The organism is Sphingopyxis sp. SCN 67-31, from assembly GCF_001725095.1.
Window position 1 is genome coordinate 20,454 of the sequence record NZ_MEFH01000061.1, and the last position, 22,252, is coordinate 42,705.

The 22,252-nt window shown below is 67.8% G+C and carries 19 protein-coding genes; 6 read left to right on the forward strand and 13 right to left on the reverse strand.

Annotated elements, in window-relative coordinates:
• Positions 1–104: 104 nt before the first annotated feature.
• Positions 105–554, reverse strand: a complete 450-nt coding sequence (locus tag ABS88_RS11985; RefSeq protein WP_076076116.1) for a DNA polymerase III subunit chi — start codon at positions 552–554, stop codon at positions 105–107.
• Between the two features lie 8 nt (positions 555–562).
• Positions 563–2,008, reverse strand: a complete 1,446-nt coding sequence (locus ABS88_RS11990) for a leucyl aminopeptidase (protein WP_067107579.1) — start codon at positions 2,006–2,008, stop codon at positions 563–565.
• Positions 2,009–2,139: 131 nt separating this feature from the next.
• On the opposite strand from ABS88_RS11990, the gene ABS88_RS11995 reads away from it, so the two are divergent.
• The 4 genes from ABS88_RS11995 (at position 2,140) to rsmA (ending at position 7,774) form a co-directional block, all read left to right on the forward strand.
• The gene (locus ABS88_RS11995) at positions 2,140–4,440 is read left to right on the forward strand and encodes an LPS-assembly protein LptD (protein WP_076076119.1); all 2,301 of its coding nucleotides are present in this window, start codon (positions 2,140–2,142) and stop codon (positions 4,438–4,440) included.
• A gap of 135 nt (positions 4,441–4,575) precedes the next feature.
• Positions 4,576–5,913, forward strand: coding sequence for a peptidylprolyl isomerase (locus ABS88_RS12000; protein WP_067107585.1), 1,338 nt, complete (start codon positions 4,576–4,578; stop codon positions 5,911–5,913).
• A complete protein-coding gene (gene pdxA / locus ABS88_RS12005; RefSeq protein WP_076076122.1) occupies positions 5,913–6,932 on the forward strand; it encodes a 4-hydroxythreonine-4-phosphate dehydrogenase PdxA in 1,020 nt (339 codons plus the stop codon). The genes ABS88_RS12000 and pdxA overlap by 1 nt, the downstream gene beginning before the upstream one ends.
• Positions 6,929–7,774, forward strand: coding sequence for a 16S rRNA (adenine(1518)-N(6)/adenine(1519)-N(6))-dimethyltransferase RsmA (rsmA, locus tag ABS88_RS12010; protein WP_234002443.1), 846 nt, complete (start codon positions 6,929–6,931; stop codon positions 7,772–7,774). The genes pdxA and rsmA overlap by 4 nt, the downstream gene beginning before the upstream one ends.
• Here the strand turns inward: rsmA and ABS88_RS12015 are convergent.
• From ABS88_RS12015 to guaB, 3 genes are all read right to left on the reverse strand, one after another.
• Positions 7,771–8,301 (reverse strand): tetratricopeptide repeat protein, encoded by a 531-nt coding sequence (locus ABS88_RS12015; protein WP_067107588.1) that lies wholly within the window; start codon positions 8,299–8,301, stop codon positions 7,771–7,773. The genes rsmA and ABS88_RS12015 overlap by 4 nt on opposite strands.
• A gap of 32 nt (positions 8,302–8,333) precedes the next feature.
• Positions 8,334–9,524, reverse strand: coding sequence for an RsmB/NOP family class I SAM-dependent RNA methyltransferase (locus ABS88_RS12020; protein WP_104959765.1), 1,191 nt, complete (start codon positions 9,522–9,524; stop codon positions 8,334–8,336).
• A 124-nt stretch (positions 9,525–9,648) separates the two neighbouring features.
• On the reverse strand, positions 9,649–11,106 hold the full coding sequence (gene guaB, locus ABS88_RS12025) for an IMP dehydrogenase (protein ID WP_076076127.1): 1,458 nt from the start codon (positions 11,104–11,106) through the stop codon (positions 9,649–9,651).
• A 69-nt stretch (positions 11,107–11,175) separates the two neighbouring features.
• On the opposite strand from guaB, the gene ABS88_RS12030 reads away from it, so the two are divergent.
• A complete protein-coding gene (locus tag ABS88_RS12030; protein ID WP_234002444.1) occupies positions 11,176–12,573 on the forward strand; it encodes an MFS transporter in 1,398 nt (465 codons plus the stop codon).
• Positions 12,574–12,711: 138 nt separating this feature from the next.
• Here the strand turns inward: ABS88_RS12030 and ABS88_RS12035 are convergent, their stop codons facing one another.
• From ABS88_RS12035 to cyoA, 8 genes are all read right to left on the reverse strand, one after another.
• Entirely contained in the window at positions 12,712–13,896 is a 1,185-nt protein-coding gene (locus ABS88_RS12035; protein WP_076076130.1) for an acyl-CoA dehydrogenase family protein, read from the reverse strand.
• Positions 13,897–14,014: 118 nt separating this feature from the next.
• Positions 14,015–14,548 carry a response regulator transcription factor gene (locus ABS88_RS12040; RefSeq protein ID WP_104959766.1) on the reverse strand — a complete coding sequence of 178 codons (534 nt, stop codon included), beginning with the start codon at positions 14,546–14,548 and terminating at the stop codon, positions 14,015–14,017.
• Positions 14,548–15,852, reverse strand: coding sequence for an ATP-binding protein (locus ABS88_RS12045; RefSeq protein ID WP_067107602.1), 1,305 nt, complete (start codon positions 15,850–15,852; stop codon positions 14,548–14,550). The genes ABS88_RS12040 and ABS88_RS12045 overlap by 1 nt, the downstream gene beginning before the upstream one ends.
• Entirely contained in the window at positions 15,852–16,556 is a 705-nt protein-coding gene (locus ABS88_RS12050) for an SURF1 family protein (protein WP_104959767.1), read from the reverse strand. The genes ABS88_RS12045 and ABS88_RS12050 overlap by 1 nt, the downstream gene beginning before the upstream one ends.
• A complete protein-coding gene (gene cyoD / locus ABS88_RS12055) occupies positions 16,553–16,933 on the reverse strand; it encodes a cytochrome o ubiquinol oxidase subunit IV (RefSeq protein WP_104959768.1) in 381 nt (126 codons plus the stop codon). The genes ABS88_RS12050 and cyoD overlap by 4 nt, the downstream gene beginning before the upstream one ends.
• Entirely contained in the window at positions 16,930–17,559 is a 630-nt protein-coding gene (gene cyoC / locus ABS88_RS12060) for a cytochrome o ubiquinol oxidase subunit III (RefSeq protein ID WP_067184969.1), read from the reverse strand. Before cyoC ends, cyoD begins: the two co-directional genes overlap by 4 nt.
• 4 nt (positions 17,560–17,563) lie before the next feature.
• Positions 17,564–19,573 (reverse strand): cytochrome o ubiquinol oxidase subunit I, encoded by a 2,010-nt coding sequence (gene cyoB / locus ABS88_RS12065; protein WP_076076140.1) that lies wholly within the window; start codon positions 19,571–19,573, stop codon positions 17,564–17,566.
• A gap of 11 nt (positions 19,574–19,584) precedes the next feature.
• Positions 19,585–20,763, reverse strand: a complete 1,179-nt coding sequence (gene cyoA, locus ABS88_RS12070; protein WP_286749873.1) for a ubiquinol oxidase subunit II — start codon at positions 20,761–20,763, stop codon at positions 19,585–19,587.
• 157 nt (positions 20,764–20,920) lie between these two features.
• Between cyoA and ABS88_RS12075 the strand changes: the two genes are divergently transcribed.
• The gene (locus ABS88_RS12075) at positions 20,921–22,249 is read left to right on the forward strand and encodes an MFS transporter (RefSeq protein WP_076076145.1); all 1,329 of its coding nucleotides are present in this window, start codon (positions 20,921–20,923) and stop codon (positions 22,247–22,249) included.
• The last annotated feature ends 3 nt before the right edge of the window (positions 22,250–22,252 follow it).

The window sequence follows — 22,252 nt, forward strand, 5'->3', positions numbered from 1 at the left end:
GCCGGCAGGCTATCGGACGGATTCCCGCCTGTCACCCCCGGTCGATCGTGACAGACCCTGACGAGCGCGGCGCAGCGTGTCGGTGATGGCCGTCACACGACGGGTCAGGGTCCCTCGGACCAGCGCCCGCGCTCGTCCTGCTTCCAGAAATGAAGCTCCACGCCATCGGCCTTGCCCAGCGCGCGCCACGTCGCGCGGGTATCGTCGATCCGGCTGTTGTCGAACAGCAGGAACACGCGGTCGAAGCCGAGCGCCTCGTCGCGCCACGCGCCATCGGCAAGCGCGACGAGCCGCGCCCCGTTCGCGGGCGCCGTATCGAGCGTCCCCGCCAGCAGGATCGGCTCGATCGCCTCGTCGGGCGATCCGGCGGCGCCGTGCGGCAGGAAACTTGCTGGCTGGAGCGTCCACAGCGCTTCGTCGATCGCCTGCCGCTGCATCGCCGACGCGGCGACCACCAGCAGCCGGTCGCCGCCGTCCAGGATGCGCGCCGCGATCGCGGGAAGCACCCGCTCGACCGGATCGCGGGTCAGCCGATAGAAATCGACGCGGGCCACCTCGGGCTTCAGCCCTCGTGATTGTCGGCGATATAGCGGTCGAGCAACCGCACGCCGTAGCCGGTCGCGCCCTTCGCCCACACCGGGCCGTCCTTGTCGGCCCACGCCATGCCCGCGATATCGAGATGCGCCCAGGCGACGCCTTCGCCGACGAAGCGCTTGAGGAATTGCGCCGCGGTGATCGACCCGGCCTCGCGCGGGCCGATGTTCTTCATGTCGGCGATCGGGCTGTCGAGCAGCTTGTCGTAGGCCGGCGACAGCGGGAAGCGCCACAGCTTGTTGCCGCTCGCTTCGCCCGCTTCGATCAGTTTCGCCGCCAGATCGTCGTCGTTCGCGAACATCCCGGCATATTCATGGCCGAGCGCGATCACCATCGCACCGGTCAGCGTCGCGAGGTCGACGATCACCTTGGGCGAACAGGCCTGCTGGACCCAGGCGATCGCGTCGCACAGCACGAGGCGGCCTTCGGCGTCGGTGTTGAGAACCTCGACCGTCTGGCCCGACAGGGTGGTGACGATATCGCCGGGCCGCTGCGCGTTGCCGTCGGGCATATTTTCGACCAGTCCGATGACGCCGACGACATTCGCCTTCGCCTTGCGCCCGGCGATCGCCTTCATCGCGCCCGCGACCGCGCCGCCGCCGCCCATGTCCCATTTCATCATGTCCATGCCGGGGCCCGGCTTCAGGCTGATGCCGCCGGTGTCGAAGGTGACGCCCTTGCCGACGAAGGCGACCGGCGCATCGCCGGAATTGCCGCCGTTCCAGCGCATCACCAGGAGCCGCGGCGGACGCGTCGAGCCCTGCGCGACGCCGAGCAGCGCGCCCATGCCGAGCGCCTTCATCTGCCGTTCGTCGAGCACCTCGATCTCGACGCCGAGGTCGGAGAGATGCCGGCAGCGCTCGACGAAGCTTTCGGGATAGAGGATGTTCGGCGGCTCGGCGACGAGCGTCTGGGTCAGCGCGACGCCGTCGGCGACCGCCGACTGGCGCCCCCAGCGCGCAGACAGGTCGCCGGCGGGCGACGCGATGACAACCTTCTGCAGGCTGGGCTTCGCGGTGTCGGCCAGCCGGGTACGATAGGTGTCGATCCGCCAGTTGCGCAGCTTCACGCCCATCGCAAAGGCGAGAATGTCCTCCTCGTCGCTCTGCCCGGCGCTCGCGAAATCGACATGCACCGTCCCGACGCCGCTCGTCTGCAACCGTGCGGTGAGCGCCGCGCCGCCGCGTTCGAGGTCGTGCGTCGTTCCCTCGCCGATCCCGACGAGCAGCAGCCGCCTTGCCTGATCGCCGTCGATCGCCGCGGTCTCCGCCACCGTGCCCGCCGCGCCGTCGAACCGCGTCTGAGCCGCGAGCGCCCCGAGCAGCGCGCCGAGCGCGGAAGCGCCCCCTTTGCGGACCGGAAAGGCGACAACGTCGGCGGACGCAGCGATTTGCGCGACAAACTGAATGTCCATGGACCTACTTTCTTATGCGACGATTGATTGGAACGTGCCGGACCGATAGGGGTTTCGCCTGCGAGTTGCAAAAACAAAGCAGCCGATCCAGTCCGGGCGGACGCTAGCGAGATGTGGGACAAAGGGATTCGATGAACTGGGCTTTGTTCCGACCGACGACGGGTGTGCGGGCCTTCGGGCTGGCGACCGCGAGCGGCCTTGCCCTGTTCGCAAGCCAGGCGTTCGCGCAGCAGGCGCGCGAAGCACCGTCCGCCGCCGCGCAGGACGAACCCGACCTCCAGACTCTCGCGGCGTCGCCCGTCACGACCGACGCGCCCGCTCCGGCGGATGAGCAGCAGATCGGCTTTGCCGCCGACAATCTGAACTACGACACCGACAGCGAAATCGTCGTCGCCGAGGGCAATGTCGCGATGAACCGCGACACCATATCGATGCGCGCCGACAAGGTGACGTGGAACCGCAAGACCGGCGAGGTCGTCGCCGAGGGCGACGTGGCGATCAAGAATCCCGAAGGCGACACCGCCTATGGCGACCGCATCGTCCTGACCGACAGCCTGCGCGACGGGGTGGTCGAGAATCTGCTGGTCGTGCTCGACAACGGCGCGCGGCTTGCAGCGGTGAAGGGCACCCGCTTCGACAACGGCAATATCGAGCTGGAAAACGCCGCCTATACGCCCTGCCCGGTCGAAGACGCGGCCGGTTGCCCGAAAAAGCCGAGCTGGCAGATTCGCGCCGTGCGCGTGCTGTACGACCGCACGAAGAACAAGGTGCGCTACAAGGGCGCGCGGGTCGAGATCTTCGGCCTGCCGCTGATCCCCCTGCCCGGATTGAGCCATCCGGCGAACAGCGAGGCGGGCAGCGGCATCCTGGTCCCCGAGGTGCGGGTCGACCGGACCAACGGGTTCGAATTCGCCCTGCCCTATTACCTGCGCCTCGCGCCCGACCGCGACCTGACGATCACGCCGCACCTCTATACCGGCGCCGCGCCGATGCTGGAGGGCGAGTTCCGCGCGCTGACCGATATCGGCTCGTTCCGCATCAACGGCTATGCGACCCACAGTTCGGTGGTACCGCTCGTCGGCGCGCCGACGCGTTCGACCAAGGAATTCCGCGGCTATCTGGAAAGCGCGGGCAAGTTCCAGTTCGACCCGCGCTGGAGCCTCACCTATTCGGGCCGCATCGCGAGCGACCGCACCTTCATGCGGCGCTATGACATCAGCCGCGACGACCGGCTGCGCTCGACCTTCGAGGTCGAACGGATCGGCGGGCAAAGCTATCTGTCGATCGCGGGCTGGGCGACGCAGACGCTGCGCGTCAACGACGTGCAAGGGCAGCAGCCGGTCGCGCTGCCGATCATCGACTATCGCCAGCGGCTCGACGATCCGTGGCTCGGCGGGCAGTTCGAGCTGCAACTGAACACGCTGGCGATCGGGCGGACGGCCGGACAGGACACGCAGCGCGCCTTCGCCGGCGCGCGCTGGGATCTGCGCGGCCTGACGGGGCTGGGGCAGGAAATCGCGCTGACCGCCATGGTGCGCGGCGATATCTATCACAGCGACGAGAATCTGCTCACCGCCATTCCCGGCTATCGCGGCAAGTCGGGCTGGCAGGGGCGCGGCATCGCCGCGATCGCCGCCGACATGCGCTGGCCCTTCATCGGCGAGCTGCTGGGCGGTACGCAGACGCTGACCCCGCGCATACAGGTCGTGGCGACCCCGCCGCTCAAGAACCTCGACATCCCGAACGAGGATTCGCGCGCCTTCGACCTGGAGGACAGCAATCTCTTCGCGATCAACCGCTTCAACGGCTACGACCGGTTCGAGGACGGCGCGCGCATCACCTATGGCTTCGAATGGAACTACAGCCGCCCCGGTTTCAACATCAACACGGTGATCGGCCAGAGCTATCGCCTTTCGGACAAGCCCAGCCTGTTCCCGAACGGCACCGGCCTGACCAACCGCACCTCGGACATCGTCGGGCGGACGACCGTCGCCTATCGGGATTTCCTGCGCCTCACGCATCGCTTCCGGCTCGACAAGGACAATCTGGCGGTGCGGCGCAACGAGTTCGACGCGACGATCGGCAGCCAGTCGACCTATGCCGTGCTCGGCTATTCGCGGCTGAACCGCGACATCCTGCTGCTCGGCGAGGATCTGCAGGACCGCGAGGAGGTGCGTGCCGGCGGCCGCGTCGCGGTCGCCCGCAACTGGTCGCTCTTCGGTTCGGCGATCGTCGACCTTACCGGCAAGAAAGACGACCCGAGCGCCACTTCCGACGGGTGGGAGCCGATTCGACACCGGCTCGGCATCGCCTATGACGACGATTGCCTGTCGATCGCGCTGACCTGGCGCCGCGACTATATCGACACCGGCGACGCGCGCCGCGGCAACAGCTTTTCCTTCCGTATCGCGTTCCGCAACCTCGGTTTCTAGGCGCGGCCCGCTCAGCTTGCGTTCAGCGACGCGCGCCTATCCGAAGGACGAACGGGTCCGAACGGCCGATTGCGCTGGACCAGCAGGCATTCCGGCTGATACGGAGCGTCGCGATATTTCTCGAATAGGGTGAAGATGACCAGATTTTCGACCATGATCGGCCTGCTTGCCGTCGCGGCCGCGGGTATGACGCCGGTGCTGGCGCAGACCGTTTCGGACGATGAGACGCCGACCACCAGCCTCAACATCCCCGGCAACGTCCAGCTCTATGGCGATGCCAAGCCCAACGTCTATCGTCCCTCGGCGACAGTGAACGGCGAGATCATCACATCGACCGACATCGAGCAGCGGCTGGCGCTGATCCGCATCGCCAACAGCGACATGGTGCTGCCGCCCGAGGAAGAGCAGCGGCTGCGTCAGCAGATATTCAGCAACCTGATCGATGAAAAGCTTCAGATTCAGGAAGCGCGCGCCGCCGATATCACGATCGACGAGGCGATGATCGATCAGCAGTTCGCCCAGCTCGCGGCGCGCTTCCGGCAGACGCCCGATCAGTTCGCCGAATATCTGAAGTCCAAGGGATCGTCGGCGAGCGCGGTGAAGCAGCAGATCCGGGGCGAGTTCGCCTGGGACCGGTTGCTCGCGCGCAACGTCCAGTCGACGACCAACGTGTCGACCGAAGAGGTCGAAGCGGTGGTCAAGCGGCTCAACGAGGCCAAGGGACAGGACGAATTCCACCTTGGCGAAATCTATCTGTCGGCGACGCCCGAGAATGCCGCGGCGGTCGCAGATAATGCGCGCAAGATCATGGAGGCGCTGCGCAGCGGAGGGTCGTTCGCGGCCTATGCGCGGCAATTCTCCGAAGCATCGACCGCCGTCGTCGGGGGCGATCTCGGCTGGGTGCGGCCGGGCCAGCTTCCTCCCTCGATGGCGCAGGCCGCGGCGCAGATGGAGCCCGGACAGTTCGTCGGCCCGATCGAGGTGCCCGGCGGCATGTCGATCCTGCTGATGGTCGACCGGCGCCAGGTGCTGACCGCCGATCCGCGCGATGCGGTGCTCAGCCTCAAGCAGATTTCGCTCAACTTCGCGCCGGGCACGACGCCGGCGCAGGCAAGCGAACTGGCCGGCAAGTTCACCGAAGCGACGAAGACCATCGCCGGCTGCGGCGCCGCCGATGCCGTGGCACAGAGCCTTGGCGCCTCGGTGGTGGCGCGCGACATCCTGATGCGCCAGCTTCCGGCACCGCTGCAGGCGACGATGATGGACCTGCAGGTCGGCCAGACCTCTCAACCATTCGGCGCGGTCGACGAGGGGATCAGCGTCCTCGTGCTGTGCGGGCGCGATATGCCGCAAAGCGCGTCGGCCCCCGATCTGCAGCAGATCGAGCAGCGTCTGCTCGACGAAAAAGTGAACAAGCGCGCCCAGCGCTATCTGCGCGACCTGCGCCGGGATGCCGTGATCGAATATAGCTGATGACCGTCGTCCCTCATCGACCGCCGATCGCCGTCACCATGGGTGATCCGGCGGGCGTCGGTCCTGAAGTCGTGGCGCGCGCCTGGGTGGCGCGCCGCGAGCATAGCCTGCCCCCCTTCGTCGCCATCGGCGATGCGGCCGCGATCGCCGCCGTGTGGGACGGCCCCGTCGCGCGCGTCGGCGACATGGCAGAAGTGGTCGCCGCCTTCGCCGAGGCGTTGCCTGTCTGGCACCTCGAGGACAGCGGCGCGCTGACCCCCGGCGAACCGACCGCGGCGGGCGCCACCTGCGCACTCCATGCGCTCGAAACCGGCATCGGGTTGACCCGGACCCCGGCCGCATCGGCGCTCGTCACCGGTCCCGTGTCCAAACATGCGCTGCAAAGCATCGGCTACACCCACCCCGGCCAGACCGAGTTCATCGCCGAACGTTGCGGCGTCACCGCGACCAACGCGGTGATGATGCTGGCGGGCCCGGCGTTGCGCGTCGTGCCGCTGACCGTGCATATCCCGCTCGCCGAGGTGCCCGAACGGCTGACGAGCGATCTGATCGTCGCCAAGGCGCGGATCGTCGCGCGCGGGCTGAAGCGCGACTTCGGGATCGCGCACCCGCGCCTCGCCATCGCCGGCGTCAATCCGCATGCGGGCGAAAGCGGCCGGCTCGGCGACGAGGAGACCCGGATCATCGTGCCCGCATTGGCGGCACTGGCCGAGGATGGGCTGGCCATCGACGGACCGCTCGCCGCCGACGCGCTGTTCGCACCCGGCATCCGCGACCGCTATGACGCGCTGCTGTGCGCCTATCACGACCAGGCGCTGGCGCCATTCAAGGCGCTGCATTTCCACGACGGCGTCAACCTGACGCTGGGGTTGCCGATCGTGCGCACCTCGCCCGACCATGGCACCGCCTTCAACATCGCCGGAACCGGCCAGGCCGATCCGGGACCGACGATCGCCGCAATCGCGATGGCGGCGCGCATGGCCGCGATGCGCGAGGCCGGTTGCGCAGCCGCGAAGTGACGCAAGACCCGTCGCGTCCGCTGCCGCCGCTGCGCGAGACGGTCCGCGCGCACGGCCTGTCGGCGAGCAAGGCGCTGGGGCAGAATTTCCTGTTCGATGAGCAGTTGCTCGACCGGATCGCGGCGCTGCCCGGCGACCTCGCGGACGCCACGGTGTTCGAGGTCGGTCCCGGCCCCGGCGGCCTGACGCGCGCGCTGCTGCGCGCCGGCGCGCGCGTGATCGCGGTCGAGCGCGACGCGCGCTGCCTGCCGCTGCTCGGCGAATTGTCCGAAGCTTTCAACGGGCGCCTGACGGTGATTTCGGACGATGCGATGGCGATCGACGCCGACGCGCTGGCGGGCGGCCCATACCATATCGTCGCCAACCTGCCGTATAACGTCGGGACCGCGCTGTTCACTCGCTGGCTGGAGCCGCCCGCGTGGCCGCCGCTGTGGCGATCGCTGACGCTGATGTTCCAACTGGAAGTCGCCGAGCGCATCGTCGCGCCGGTCGGCACCGGCGCCTATGGCCGCCTAGCCGTTCTCTCCCAGTGGCGATCGAACGCGCGGATCGCGATGAAGGTCCACCGATCGGCCTTCACCCCGCCGCCCAAGGTGATGTCGGCGATCGTCCACCTCACCCCCAGCGACCAACCCGAGGGCGTCGACCCGGCGCTGCTGTCGAAACTGACCGAAAAAGGCTTCGGCCAGCGCCGCAAGATGCTGCGGCAGAGCCTCAAAGGCCTGCCGGGCGCGGTCGAGGCACTCGAACGCATCGGGATCGATCCGACGCGGCGCGCCGAAACGGTGAGTGTCGCCGAATGGGTTGTGCTGGCGCGGGTGCTGGGCGGACGGTCGACCTAATTCTGTCCGCTCGGCGGGTTCGCCGTCGTCACCACCGGCTTGGGTGCGATCGCTTCGGCCGCGACGACGCGCTTCGACGCGCCAGCGTCGATCGCCTTTTCGAGCGCTGCGACCTGCGGGCATGCGTCCGAACAGACGCGGCGCGCGTCGGCAAGTTTCTCGCGCGCCAGTTCGAGCGCGCCCTTGTCGGCAAGCGCCTCGCCCTGCCCGGCCAGCGCGACGACATCATTGGGTTCGAGCAGCAACGCCTCGCGATACAGGGCGATCGCCTTGCCCGGCAGCCCCTGCGCGCGCGCCACCTGCGCGAGCGCGATGATCGCCGAGCGGTTGCGCGGATCGGCGGCGAGCGCCGATTCATAATAGTCGATCGCGCCGTCGAGATTGCCCGCGCGCTGCGCATTCTCGCCCTCATGCTGAAGGGCGACCGAGCGCGGGAGAATGTCATTGTCGGCGCGTTGCGCGTCGGATGCGGTGGGCAGGCTGGCCAGTACAAGCCCGGCGCCGAGAGCCAGAAAACTGACGCGCATTGCATTCTCCCATCTTCGCATCCGCGGCGAGCCTAACATGGCGCCGTCAGCCGTGCGAGGAAAAAGCCGTCGCAGCAGTCGTGCGCCGGCGTAAGCAGGAACCCCCTACCCGCAGCGCGCCCGATGCCCGCGGGCAGATAGCCACCGTCGGCTGTCCAGCCGGGATGCCGGTCGAGAAATTCGTCCACCTGGGCCCGCCCCTCGCGCGCGATGATCGAGCAGACAGCATAAAGAAGTTTGCCCCCCGGCGCCACAAGTTCGGCGCCGAGCGCGATCAGTTTCGCCTGGTCGGTCAGATGACGGTCGAGCCGCGAGGGGGTGAGGCGCCAGCGCAATTCAGGGCTGCGGCGCCATGTACCGCTGCCCGAACAGGGTGCATCGACGAAGACGCGGTCGGCCCGGCCGCGCCAGTCGGCGAGCACGTCGATCTCCTTGCCCGGGTCGAGCAGCCGCGTTTCGATCCGCGTCGCCCCCGCGCGCTCGGCGCGCGGGGCAAGCTGGCGCAGCCGCGCGCGATTGGTGTCGCAGGCAAGGATATCGGCCGCGTCGCCGGTACAGGAAGCAATGGCGAGCGTCTTGCCGCCGCCCCCCGCGCACAGGTCAACGATCCGCATCCCCGCCGCGGCATCGAGCGCCGCCGCGGCATATTGGCTGGCGGCGTCCTGCACCTCGAACAGCCCTTCGCCATAGGCGGGATGCTGCGCGGCGGCGGTTTCGGGGGGCAGGCGCCAGCCGTCGGGCGCGCCCACGATCGGCTCGCCCTCAGGAAAGAGTTTGGCCAGCCCGTCGCGCGTCGCCTTGAGGCGATTGACCCGCAAGTCGAGCGCGGCGCGTTCGAGCATCGCTCCGCCTTCCCCTGCGCCGACGAGCGGATCGAACAGGTCGATCAGCGCCGGCGCCGCCAGGCCGGTTTCGGCGCGCGGATCGGCATCGGAGATCGGTTTGGGGCCATAGGGCGAGCCGTCGAACAGCGCCGCAAGCTCGGGATCGCTGTCGGCAAGCGCCAGCATCGCGGCACGCCCCGATGGCGGCGCCGAACGCACCGCGCGGATCGCGTCGTAAACGAGGGCACGGATCGCGCGGCGGTCCTTCGATCCCGCATAGCGCCGCGCGCGCATCGCCTCGGCAATCAGGGCATCGGCGGGCGGGCCGCCGTCGCGCGCCGATGCCGCGATGGCGTCGAGAATCTCGATCGCGGTCTGGAGGCGGGCTGCGGGAGTCATGGCGTCAACCTTCCCTCGTCATTGCAACCCGGCGAAAGTCGGGGAAAGCAATCTCCAGCTGGCGGTATGGTATGACGGTGGCCGGAGATTGCTTCGTCGCCACGCTCCTCGCAATGACGACCTCTCAGCCTGCCGGATAGTTGGGCGCCTCGCGGGTGATCGAAACGTCGTGGACATGGCTTTCGCGAAGGCCGGCGTTGGTGATGCGCACGAATTTCGCGCGCTCACGCAGATCCTTGAGGGTGCGGCTGCCGGTATAGCCCATCGCGGCCTTCACCCCGCCGACGAGCTGGTGGATCACATCCTTCGCGGGACCCTTGAACGGCACCTGACCCTCGATGCCTTCGGGGACCAGCTTCATCTGGTCCTTGATATCCTGCTGGAAATAGCGGTCGGCCGAACCGCGCGCCATCGCACCGACGCTGCCCATGCCGCGATAGCTCTTGTAGGTGCGCCCCTGGTACAGGAACGTTTCGCCCGGCGCCTCGGCCGTGCCGGCGAGCAGCGATCCGACCATCACGCTCGACGCCCCCGCCGCCAGCGCCTTGGCGATGTCGCCCGAGGTGCGCAGGCCACCGTCGGCGATGACCGGAACATCGTGCTTCGCCGCTTCCTCGACACTGTCGAGGATCGCGGTCAATTGCGGCACGCCGACGCCGGCGACGATCCGCGTCGTGCAGATCGAGCCCGGGCCGATGCCGACCTTGACCCCGTCGGCGCCGGCATCGATCAGCGCGCGGGTCGCGTCGCCGGTCGCGACATTGCCCGCAAGAATCTGCACCCGGTTCGACAGTTTCTTGATCTTCTCGACCGTCGCGCCGACCATGCGGCTGTGGCCGTGCGCCGTGTCGACGACGATCAGGTCGCATTCGGCGTCGATCAGCGCCGCGGCGCGCTCGACCCCCGAATCGCCGGTGTTGGTGGCCGCCGCGACGCGCAGCCGGCCAGCGGCATCCTTGGTCGCGTCGGGGAAGGTCACCGCCTTTTCCATGTCCTTGACGGTGATCAGCCCGATGCAGCGATAGTCGCCATCGACGACGAGCAGTTTTTCTATGCGGCGCTGGTGAAGCAACTTGCGTGCTTCCTCCTGGCTGACGCCCGGACGCACGGTGGCGAGGTTGTCGGCGGTCATCAGTTCGCGCACCGGCTGGCCGGGGTTGTCGGCGAAGCGCACGTCGCGGTGGGTCAGGATGCCGACGAGCTTGCCGCCCGGTTCGACCACCGGAATGCCCGAGATGCGGTGCTGTTCCATCAGCGCGATCGCATAGGACAGCGGCGCGTCGGGGGTGATGGTGATCGGGTTGACGATCATCCCGCTTTCATAGCGCTTGACCTGGCGGACGGCCGCCGCCTGTTCCTCGACCGTCAGGTTGCGGTGGAGCACGCCGATGCCGCCGATCTGCGCCATCAGGATCGCCATGTCGGCTTCGGTCACCGTGTCCATCGCCGAGGAGAGGATCGGGATGTTGAGCCCGATGTCGCGGGTGAGCCGGGTCGAGAGATTGGCTTCGGACGGCAACATGTCCGAGGGGCCGGGGACCAGCAACACGTCGTCGAAGGTCAGGCCGGTGATGATTTCCATGGGTTGCCACTTTCTGGTGCGGGCGGCGTCTGCCCCCCGGGCCGGGAAGCGGCGCGCGCGATTCGTTCGGTGGCGGCCCATGTAACCAGTCGGGCCGATCCGCGCCAGTGGGGGGCGCACGAATATTTCAAGGGCGCGTCGAATGCGCGGACGGCGCGCCGCACCGGCGCGGGCTTGCGGGGCTTTCGCGGCGCGGCTAGGCGGGTCGGCGTGATCGACGCTGGCTCCCCCGCTCCTTCCCGTTCTCCCTCGTCCTCCGCGCTCGCTCCGTTCCGGTTTCCCGCCTTCCGCGCGATCTGGATCGCCAACCTCGCGTCGAACATGGGGTCGATGATCCAGTCGGTCGCCGCCGCCTGGCTGATGACCGAGCTGACGCCGTCGCATCAGTTCGTCGCGCTGGTGCAGGCGAGCGCGTCGATCCCGATCATGCTGCTCGGCATCTTCGCGGGCGCGATCGCCGACAATTTCGACCGCCGCCGCGTGATGCTCGCGGCGCAGAGCGCGATGCTGATCGTCTCGGCGGCGCTGACCGTGACGACATGGATCGGTGCGATGAGCCCGGTGCTGCTGCTGTGCTTCACCCTCGCGGTCGGCTGCGGCACCGCGCTCAACGCGCCGGCGTGGCAGGCCTCTGTCCGGCTTCAGGTCGGGCACGAGCATCTGCCGCAGGCGATCGCGCTCAACACCATCGCCTTCAACCTCGCGCGCAGTGTCGGGCCGGCGCTCGGCGGCCTGCTGATCTCGCTGACCGGCCCCGCCCCCGCCTTCGCGCTCAACGCGCTCAGCTATGTCGCGCTGATCCTGGTGCTGCTGCGCTGGCGCCCGACCATCACCCCGCCCAAGCGCACGCCGATCCTCGCCGCGATCGCCACCGGCATGCGCTTCTGCGCGCAGTCGGACCCGCTGCGCCGCATATTGGCGCGCGGACTCGTCTTCGGGCTGGGCGCGGCGAGTTTCCAGGCGCTGCTGCCGTCGCTGGTGCGCGACCGGCTGCACGGGACGGAGATCGTCTATGGCCTGTGCCTCGCCGCCTTCGGCGCGGGGTCGATCTGCGCCGCGCTGGGGATCGGCGCGATGCGGCGGCGCTGGGGGAGCGAGACGGTGGTCGGCGCCTCGGCACTGATCTTCGCCGCCGCGCTGATCCCGGTCGCGGTGACGCGCAGCCTGCCGCTCATCCTCCTCGCCTCGTTCGTCACGGGGGCGATGTGGGTATCGACGCTGACGACGCTCAACGTCGCGATGCAGCTTCGCTCGCCCGAATCGATCCTCGGGCGCTGCCTGTCGATCTATCAGGCGGTGACGTTCGGCGGGATGGCGCTGGGCGCCTATCTGCTCGGGCTGGTCGCCGACCTGTGGTCGCTGCCGGTGGCGCTGTTCGCCGCGGCGGCATGGCTTGCGCTGTCGGCGCCGGCGTTGCGCATCTTCGCGCCGATGCCGGGGCGCGACGAGGGACGGGTGCTGCCTTGAGGCAGGGAGCCATTCAGGGCACCGAACCCTTATCTTCCCGTTCGTGTCGAGCGAAGTCGAGACACCCCTCCGCATAGCGCAAGGTCGATGGGTGTCTCGACTTTGTCGACTTACGCAAACCGCCGCAGCGGTGCCTCCCTACCCCTGCGCGGCCTTCCAGTCGCGCTTGATCTTCTTGGCGAGGCTCCATTTGTGGACCTCGGTCGGACCGTCGTAGATGCGGAAGGCGCGGACCTCGCGGAACACCTGCTCGACGATCGTCTTGTCGGTGACGCCGGTGCCGCCCATCACCTGGACGCAGCGGTCGGCGATGCGCATCAGCGCCTCCGACACCGCGACCTTCGCCATCGAGCTTTCGGTCGTGCCGAGCGAGCCGGTGTCGAGCACTTCGGCGCACCAGCGGATCATCAGTTCGGCCTGCTTGAGGTCGATCAGATTCTCTGCGAGCATGAAGCCGACCCCCTCATGCTCGATCAGCGGCTTGCCGAAGGCCATGCGGCGATTGGCATAGTCGCTCGCGATCTCGTGCGCGCGCTGGCAGGCGCCGTGCCAGCGCATGCAGTGCGACAGGCGCGCCGGCGACAGGCGGACCTGCGCATATTTGAACCCCTCGCCCGCCTCGCCCAGCATCTGGTCGGCGGGAACGCGCAGATTGTCGATCGTCACCGTCGCGTGGCCGCCGGGCATCGAGCTGTCGATCGTGTTCGGCACATGGTCGATGCGGATCGCCGGGTCGGGCAGATCGACGAGGAACATGCACGCGCCGCCGCCCTGCGCGACATCCTCCGCCTTTGCCATCACGATGCCGACCTTCGCGCCGTCGGCGCCGGTGATGAACGCCTTGCGGCCGTTGATCACCCAATGATTGCCGTCCATCCGGCAGGTCGTCTTCATCATCGAGGGATCAGACCCCGCGCCGCCCTCGTCGGCCGGTTCGGTCATGAAGAAGGCCGAGCGCGCGCGGCCTTCGACCAGCGGTTTCAGGAAGCGTTCCTTGAGTTCGGGACTGCCGACCTTGCCGAGCAGATACATGTTGCCTTCGTCGGGCGCGCCGGTGTTGCACGCCAGCGGGCCGAGCGGCGACAGGCCGGTCTTTTGCAGCACCCACGCCGTCTCGACCTGCGTCAGATGGTCGCCGTCGGCCAGGATATGCGGCGTGAGCACGCCCGCGGCGCGCGCCTTTTCCTTGAGTTCCGCGACCAGTTCGTCGGTCGGCGCACCGTGATGATCGCGCCGCGCGTCGCTTTCATAGGGGGCGACGACGTCGCGAACGAACGCCTCCACCCGCTCACCGATCTCCCGCGCTCGTTCCGATACGCCCATCACCTGCTCTCCTGATCAAATCCTGCGCTGCCCATGCGCGATCGGGCCCGGCATGGCAATCGGTCGCGGGGCCCATATGGTTAGAATACTAACTTTTACCGCCCGAGGCCGGCCGCGCCTATCGTATCTGCCGCTTCTCCAGCTTCCGGGCGAGCGTGCGGCGGTGCATGCCGAGCCGCCGCGCGGTTTCGGAGATGTTGAAGCCGGTCTCGACGAGCGTCTGGTGGATATGCTCCCACTCGACGGTCTTGATCGACGACGGACGCGCGTCGAGCGGCGCGTCGACATTGCCCTCCGCACGGTCGAACGCCGCCTCGATGTCGTCGGTGTTCGACGGCTTGGCGAGATAGTAGGAGGCGCCGAGCTTGATCGCCTCGACCGCGGTCGCGATGCTCGCGAAGCCGGTGAGCACGACGATCCGCATCGCCGCGTCCGACGCGCGCAGCGTCTGCACGCAGGCGAGGCCGGACGCGTTGCCGAGCTTGAGGTCGACGACGGCATAGCCCGGGCGAAAGCGTCCGAGCAGATCGGCGAGTTCATCCGGATCGTGCGCGACCTCGACCCGGTAACCGCGCCGTTCGAACGAGCGCCGGAGCGTGCGCGCAAAGGGCTCGTCGTCCTCGACGATCACCAGCATTCTCTGATCGGCCATCATGGCTCTCCTTCGGGGGGCGCGAGCGCGGACAGCGGCAGGAAGATGCGCACCCGCGCGCCGCCCGCCGCGCGGTTCGTCACGCTGGCGCCGCCGCCCAGCTTGCGCACGACATTGACAAGCAGGAACAGCCCGAGCCCGCCGCCCGGCCTGCCCTTGGTCGAGCGATAGGGCTGTCCGAAATGTTCGAGCATTTCGTCGCTGAAGCCGGGGCCGCGGTCGACGATCTCGATCACCGCCATGTCGCCATCGCGCGACGCGGTGATGCCGATCCAGTCGGACGACACCTCGGCGGCGTTGTCGACGACATTGCCGATGACCTGGCGCAAGGCGGGGTCGGACACGATCGCGACGTCGGCGCCGAACAGGTCGTTGAACGCGACCGTCCCAGGCATGCGCGCGGCGCGCGAATCCTCGACGATCTCGGTCAGGAAACGGCGCATCGTCGTGAGCTGCGGCGCCTCGCCGCGCGCCTCGCCCGCCGACATCAATATGCCGCCGACGATCGTCTTGCAGCGCTGGACCGCCGCATCCATGTCGGCGAGGTCCTCCTGCAATTCGGCATCGGCCGCGAAGCGCGGCGCCCCTTTCCAGTCGCCGATCAGCACCGACAGCGTCGACAACGGCGTCCCGAGTTCGTGCGCGGCGCCCGAGGCGAGCAGTCCCATGCGGACGATATGATCCTCTTCGGCCGCCCGCTGGCGCGCGGCGGCGAGCGCCGCGTCGCGGTCGCGCAGGTTGCGGCTGATCCGCGTGACGAAGGCGACGAGCAGCACCGCGATCAGCACGAAGCAGACGAAGCTGCCCTTGAGATAGAGGCCGAGCGGATCGCCGGCATAGCGCGGCGGCAGCACCAGCGGCGTCGGCCCGATGCGCAGCGCCGCGAGCGCGGCGAGCGTCGCGGCGACGATGGCCCACGATGAGCGCGGCGTGAGCAGGATGGCGCCGATCACGACCTGGAGCAGGAACAGCGAGGCGAAGGGGTTGGCGAGGCCGCCGCTGTGATGAAGCTGCCACGCCAGCGCCGCGACGTCGAACAGCAGCGCGGCGGTCAGCTCGCCATTGGTCACGGCGCCGCCGCGATGCAGCCGCACGCGGCTCGCCACGTTGATCGAGGCGAGCAGCACGATGGTGGCGAGCAGCGGGACGAGCGGCAGGGTGATGCCCATCAGGCCGGTCGCGATCGCGATCGTCGCAAGCTGTCCCCCGACCGCGAGCCAGCGGAGCTGGATCAGCAGCGTCAGGTTGCGGCGCCCGGCGTCGGCCTCGGGCAGCGCCAGCGATGGGTCGGGCATGGTGGTCATCAGGCCTCTTTATAGGGCCGCCACAACCGCCACGCAAAATAGAGGCTGATGAACGCGAGGCCGAACCAGGTCAGCGCATAGACCAGATGGTTGTCGGCGAATTTCACCACCGTCAACCCGCCGACCGGATAGCCGCCGGCGTTGGGCGCCGCGTCGGCGTCGAGGAAATAGGGCGCGACGCGCCCCAGCCCCCGTGCCTGCGCGATCGCGGCGACATCGCGCGAATACCAGCGGTTCGCGGCGGGATCGTTCGATCGCAGGAAGGCGCCGCCCGGCTCGGTGACGCGCAGCAGGCCGGTCACGGTGACGGGGCCGGCGGGATTCCCCGCGGCGCGCGCCCGCGGATCGCGCTTGCCCGGCGGCACGAAGCCGCGGTTGACGAGCAGGGTGAAGCCCGGCGTTTCGAGCGGGGTGAGCACCCAATAGCCGCCGCCGCGCGCCGTCACCGCCTGCACCAGCGTCTCGCGGTCGTGGCGAAAGGTGCCGCGCGCGCGGATGCGGCGATAGGCGTGGGTGTCGGCGCGGATCGCCGGCCACGCCGGTCCGGGCGCGGCGACGGGATCGGCATGGAGGCGCGTTTCGACCGCGGCGATCAGCGCATGCTTCCAGACGCGCCGTTCGAGCTGCCACACGCCGAGCGCGAGCAGGCAGGCGGTCACGAGCAGCGCCGCCGCGGCGAGGACCGCGCGGCGGGTCGCTGTCACGGAAGCTGGCTCATGTCGTGCGGCATCGGCATCATGTTGGTGTTGAGGTGATGCATCACCCACAGCGACCCCGCCAGCGCGATGGCGAGGATGATGATCGTGAACACGAGCGAGGTCAGCGACCAGCCGCCCTCCGCCTTCGGCGTCATGTGCAGGAAATAGACCATGTGGACGATGATCTGCGCGACCGCGAAGACCATGATGATCGCCGCGGTCGCGCCGGCCTCCAGCGGCCGCGTCATCACCAGCCAGAAGGGGATGGCGGTGAGCACCACCGACAGCAGGAAGCCGATCGCATAGTCGCGCATCGACGCGTGCGGCATCTCGATCTCGGCGTGCCCGCCGGCGGCTTGCTCGCCATGGGGGTCGGGGGTCATCGCAGCACTCCCAGCAGGTAGACGATCGTAAAGACGCCGATCCAGATGACGTCGAGGAAATGCCAGAACATCGACAGGCACATGACGCGGCGGCGGTTGGCGGCGATCAGCCCGTGGCGGCCGAGCTGGACCATCAGCGTGACCAGCCAGACGATGCCGAAGGTGACGTGCAGCCCGTGCGTGCCGACCAGCGTGAAGAAGCTCGACAGGAAGGCGCTGCGCTGCGGCGTCGCGCCGATCTCGATCAGGTGATGGAACTCGTACAGCTCGATCCCCAGGAAGGCGGCGCCGAACAGCGCGGTCACCGCCAGCCAGAGCTGCGTCCCCCGGACACGCCCCTGCTGCATCTGGAGCACGGCAAAGCCGTAGGTGATCGACGAGAAGAGCAGCATCGCGGTGTTGAGCGCGACGAGCGGTAGGTCGAACAAATCCTTCGGCGCCGGCCCCGCGGCATAGCTGCCGCCGAGCACCGCATAGCAGGCGAAGAGGATCGAGAAGATGAGGCAGTCGCTCATCAGATAGATCCAGAAGCCCAGCATCGTGCTGTGCCCCTCGGGATGCGCATGCTCCTCGAGCTGGTAGAAGGACACCGGCTCGGCGGCGGCGGACGGCGTGGGATGGCTCATGCGATCAGGCTCCGGCCGCCGCGAGCTGACGGGTACGCGCCTCTTCCACCTCGGCCACGGTCGCGGCGGGGATGTCGAAGTCGCGCTTGTAGTTGAAACTATGGGCGATCGCACCGCCGATCAGCCCGGCGAAGCTCAGCCCCACAAGCCACCAGATGTGCCAGACCAGCGCGAAGCCCATCACCAGGCTGATCGCCGCCAGGATGATCCCGGCGCCGGTGTTGCCCGGCATGTGGATCGCCCGGAAGCCCGCGACCGGCCGCTGATGCCCGCGCCGCTTCATGTCGTGCCACGCATCGAGGTCGTGGATCAGCGGCGTGAAGGCGAAATTATAGTCGGGCGGCGGTGAGCTCGTCGCCCATTCGAGCGTGCGGCCGTCCCATGGGTCGCCGCTTTCGTCGCGCAGATCGTGGCGCCGCCAGATGCTGACCCCGAACTGGATCAGCATCGCGACGATCCCCATCGCGATCAGCGCGGCGCCCACCCCGGCGACGACGAACCAGATCTGCAGGCTCGGGTCGTCGAATACGCGCATCCGCCGCGTAACCCCCATCAGGCCGAGGATATAGAGCGGCATGAAGGCGACCCAGAAACCGACGACCCAGCACCAGAAGCTGACCTTGCCCCAGAACACGTCGAGCTTGAAGCCGAGCGCCTTGGGCCACCAGTAGTTGATCGCCGCGAACACGCCGAACACGACGCCGCCGATGATGACGTTATGGAAATGCGCGATCAGGAACAGCGAGTTGTGCAGCACGAAGTCGGCGGGCGGCACCGCGAGCAGCACCCCGGTCATGCCGCCGATCACGAAGGTCAGCATGAAGGCGACCGTCCACATCATCGGCAGTTCGAAGCGGATGCGGCCGCGATACATGGTGAACAGCCAGTTGAACAGCTTTGCCCCCGTCGGGATCGAGATCACCATCGTCGTGATGCCGAAGAAGCTGTTGACGCTGGCGCCCGACCCCATGGTGAAGAAATGGTGCAGCCAGACGAGGTACGACAGGATTGTGATGCACACCGTCGCATAGACCATCGACGTGTAGCCGAAGAGCTTCTTGCCAGAGAAGGTCGCGGTGACTTCGGAATAGACGCCGAACAGCGGCAGGATCAGGATATAGACCTCCGGGTGACCCCAGATCCAGATCAGGTTCACGTACATCATCGGCGAGCCGCCGAAATCGTTGGTGAAGAAATTGGTGCCGACATAGCGGTCGAGGCTGAGCAGCGCGAGCGTCGCGGTCAGCACCGGAAAGGTCGCGACGATCAGGATGTTCGTGCACAGGCTGGTCCAGGTGAAGATCGGCATCTTCATCATCCGCATCCCCGGCGCGCGCAGCTTCAGGATGGTGACGATCAGGTTGATCCCCGACAGGGTCGTCCCGACCCCGGCGATCTGGAGCGACCAGATATAATAATCGACCCCGACGTTGGGACTGTAGGCCAGCCCCGACAGCGGCGGATAGGCGAGCCAGCCGGTCTGCGCGAACTCGCCGATGAACAGCGAGACCATGCACAATACCGCGCCCGCGGTCGTCATCCAGAAGCTGAAATTGTTGAGGAAGGGAAAGGAGACGTCGCGCGCGCCGATCTGGAGCGGGACGATATAGTTCATCAGCCCGGTGATGAAGGGCATCGCGACGAAGAAGATCATGATCACGCCGTGCGCGGTGAAGATCTGGTCGTAATGGTGCGCGGGCAGATAGCCCTCCGACCCACCGAAGGCCATCGCCTGCTGAAGCCGCATCATCACCGCATCGGCGAAGCCGCGCAGGAACATGATCAGGCCCAGGATCATGTACATGATCCCGATCCGCTTGTGATCGACGGTCGTGAACCACTCGGTCCACAGATAGCCCCAGAGGCGATAGCGGGTGATGAGCCCGAGCAGCACGAGGCCGCCGACGGCGACGCCGAGAAAAGTGAAGATCAGGATCGGTTCGTGCAGCGGAATCGCGTCGAGCGACAGGCGGCCGAAGATCGGATCGGTGGCGGGAGGGGAAGAGGGGGTCATGGCGATCTCGGTCAGGACATCGGGCGGGTGGCGGGAGCATTGAGCGCGGTGCGCCCCGGACCGTCGCCGGGAACGGGCAGCCCCTCGCCCTTCAGCCGTTCGGGATTCACCGGCGTGGCATCGGGCCGCTCGCCGCGCATCAGCGGCGAACTGCACAGCGCCGCGACATAGCGCAGGCTCCAGCGCGCGATGTCGGTGCTGCCGCGCGCGGCGAACTTGTCATAGGCAATGTCGCGGACGTTGTGGATGCCGGCGATCCCCGCCCCGCCCTTCGCGTCGATCGACATCATGTCGTGCATGCACATCTTGCCGGGTTCGACGCACATGTTGACCACCGCGTCGAAAAGCTGCGTCTCGACCGCGGCGAACCGGCGCACCGGTTCCTTTTCGCTCGGCCGTTCGAGCCGCAGATAGGTCAGCCGGTCGAGCGTCCCGCCCTCCGAAGCCTTGGTCTGCGCCACCCACCGGTCGAAGGCCGCGGGCGGCAGGCTTTTCACCGCGAAGCGCATGTTGGAAAAGCCGGCGCCCGAGTAATTGGCCGAAAAGCCGGTGAAATTGCCGGTTTCGTTGAAGACTCCGTGCAGCTTGGTCTCCATTCCCGGCATCGCATAGATCTGCCCCGCGAGCGCCGGGACATAGAAGCTGTTCATCACCGAAGAGGCCGAGATGCGAAACCGCAGCGGGCGATGCGCGGGCACCGCGAGTTCGTTGACCGTCGCGACGCCCTGTTCGGGATAGATGAACAGCCATTTCCAGTCGAGCGCGACGACCTGGACGTCGAGCGGCTGCACCTCTGCCGCCACCGCCTGTCCCGGCCCGGTGCGCGCGAGCGGACGATAGGGATCGAGCAGGTGCGTCGCGACCCAGGTGATCGCGCCGAGGCAGATGATGATCAGCAGCGGCGCCGACCAGATCACCAGTTCGAGCTGGGTCGAATGGTCCCAATCGGGCTTGTAGGTCGCTTCCTTGTTGCTAGCGCGATAGCGCCACGCGAAGAAGATGGTCAGCAACATCACCGGAACGATGATCAGCAGCATCAGCCCGGTCGAGATCAGGATCAGGTCGCCCTGCTGTTTCGCGACGTCGCCGGCCGGATCGAGCACGACCAGGCCGCATCCGGCGAGCAGGGGCAGCGCGGCGAGCGGCAGCAACCGCTTCCACGCGGCCGAACGAGGGAGATGACTGGGCATGACGCGCGCCTAGGCCTCCTTTGTTGCACAGCCCATAGGACATTTTGTCCAATCCCGCGAGCGGCGACGATCGCGCAGGGGCGATTTCATAACGGGCGCTTTTGCCCTATGATCGACTCGCGCCGCGCCAGCGACGCCCAGAAGCAGGACGTCTGCCATGTCTGCCGAAAACGCGCCTTCCACCACCCAGGCCGAACGCGATGCGCGCGCGCTTTACGATGTTGGCCATCGCATCTCTCCCGGCGAAATCGCCATCGGAGTGATCATAGGCCGGACGTCGGAGTTTTTCGACTTTTTCGTCTACGCGATCGCGTCGGTGCTGGTGTTCCCGAAGCTGGTCTTTCCGCATCTCGACCCGGTCGACGGCACGCTGTGGTCGTTCGCGATCTTCTCGCTCGCCTTTTTCGCGCGGCCGGTCGGGACCGTCCTCTTCACCTGGATCGACCGCACCTATGGCCGCGGCGCCAAGCTGACCAACGCGCTGTTCCTGCTCGGCGGATCGACCGCCGCGATCGCCTTCCTGCCCGGTTACGCAACGATCGGCATCGGGTCGGCGCTGCTGCTCGCGCTGTTCCGCATGGGTCAGGGTGTCGCGCTCGGCGGATCGTGGGACGGGCTCGCCTCGCTGCTCGCGATCAACGCGCCGGAGGGCAAGCGCGGCTGGTACGCGATGATCCCGCAGCTCGGCGCGCCGCTCGGCCTGATCGTTGCCAGCCTGCTGTTCATGTTCCTGATCGCGGCGCTGCCCGCGCAGGATTTCCTCGACTGGGGCTGGCGTTATCCCTTCTTCGTCGCCTTCGCGATCAACGTCGTGGCGCTGTTCGCGCGGCTGCGCATCGTCGTCACCCCCGAATATGCCGCGCTGTTCGAGGACAAGGAACTCGAACCCGCGCCGCTGACCGAGACGCTGCGGTCCGAATGGAAGGTGATCGCGGTGGGCGCTTTCGCGCCGCTGTGCAGCTTCGCGCTCTTTCACATGGTGACGGTGTTTCCGCTGTCGTGGGTGTTCCTGTTCACCGAGGAAACGCCCGCGCGCTTCCTGGCGATCGAGGCGATCGCGGCGGTGGTCGGCGTGTTCGCGATCATCGCCTCGGGCTATCTCGCCGACCGGGTCGGGCGGCGCACCGTGCTGGGCGTCACCGCCGCCGCGATCGCGGCGTTCAGCGGCTTCGCACCGCAACTGCTGGGCGCCGGAGAGATGGGCGAGGCGGTGTTCATGATCCTCGGCTTCCTGCTCCTCGGGCTGGCTTTCGGCCAGTCTTCGGGCGCGCTGTCGTCGAACTTCGACCAGCGCCACCGCTATACCGGATCGGCCTTCACCTCCGACCTCGCCTGGCTGTTCGGCGCCGGCTTCGCGCCGCTGGTCGCGCTGTGGCTGTCGAGCGTATTCGGCCTGATCGCGGCGGGCGCCTATCTGTTGTCGGGTGCGATCGGCACGCTCGTCGCGCTGTGGCTGAACCGCGAACTGGCGCAAACCATCGGCTGAGAC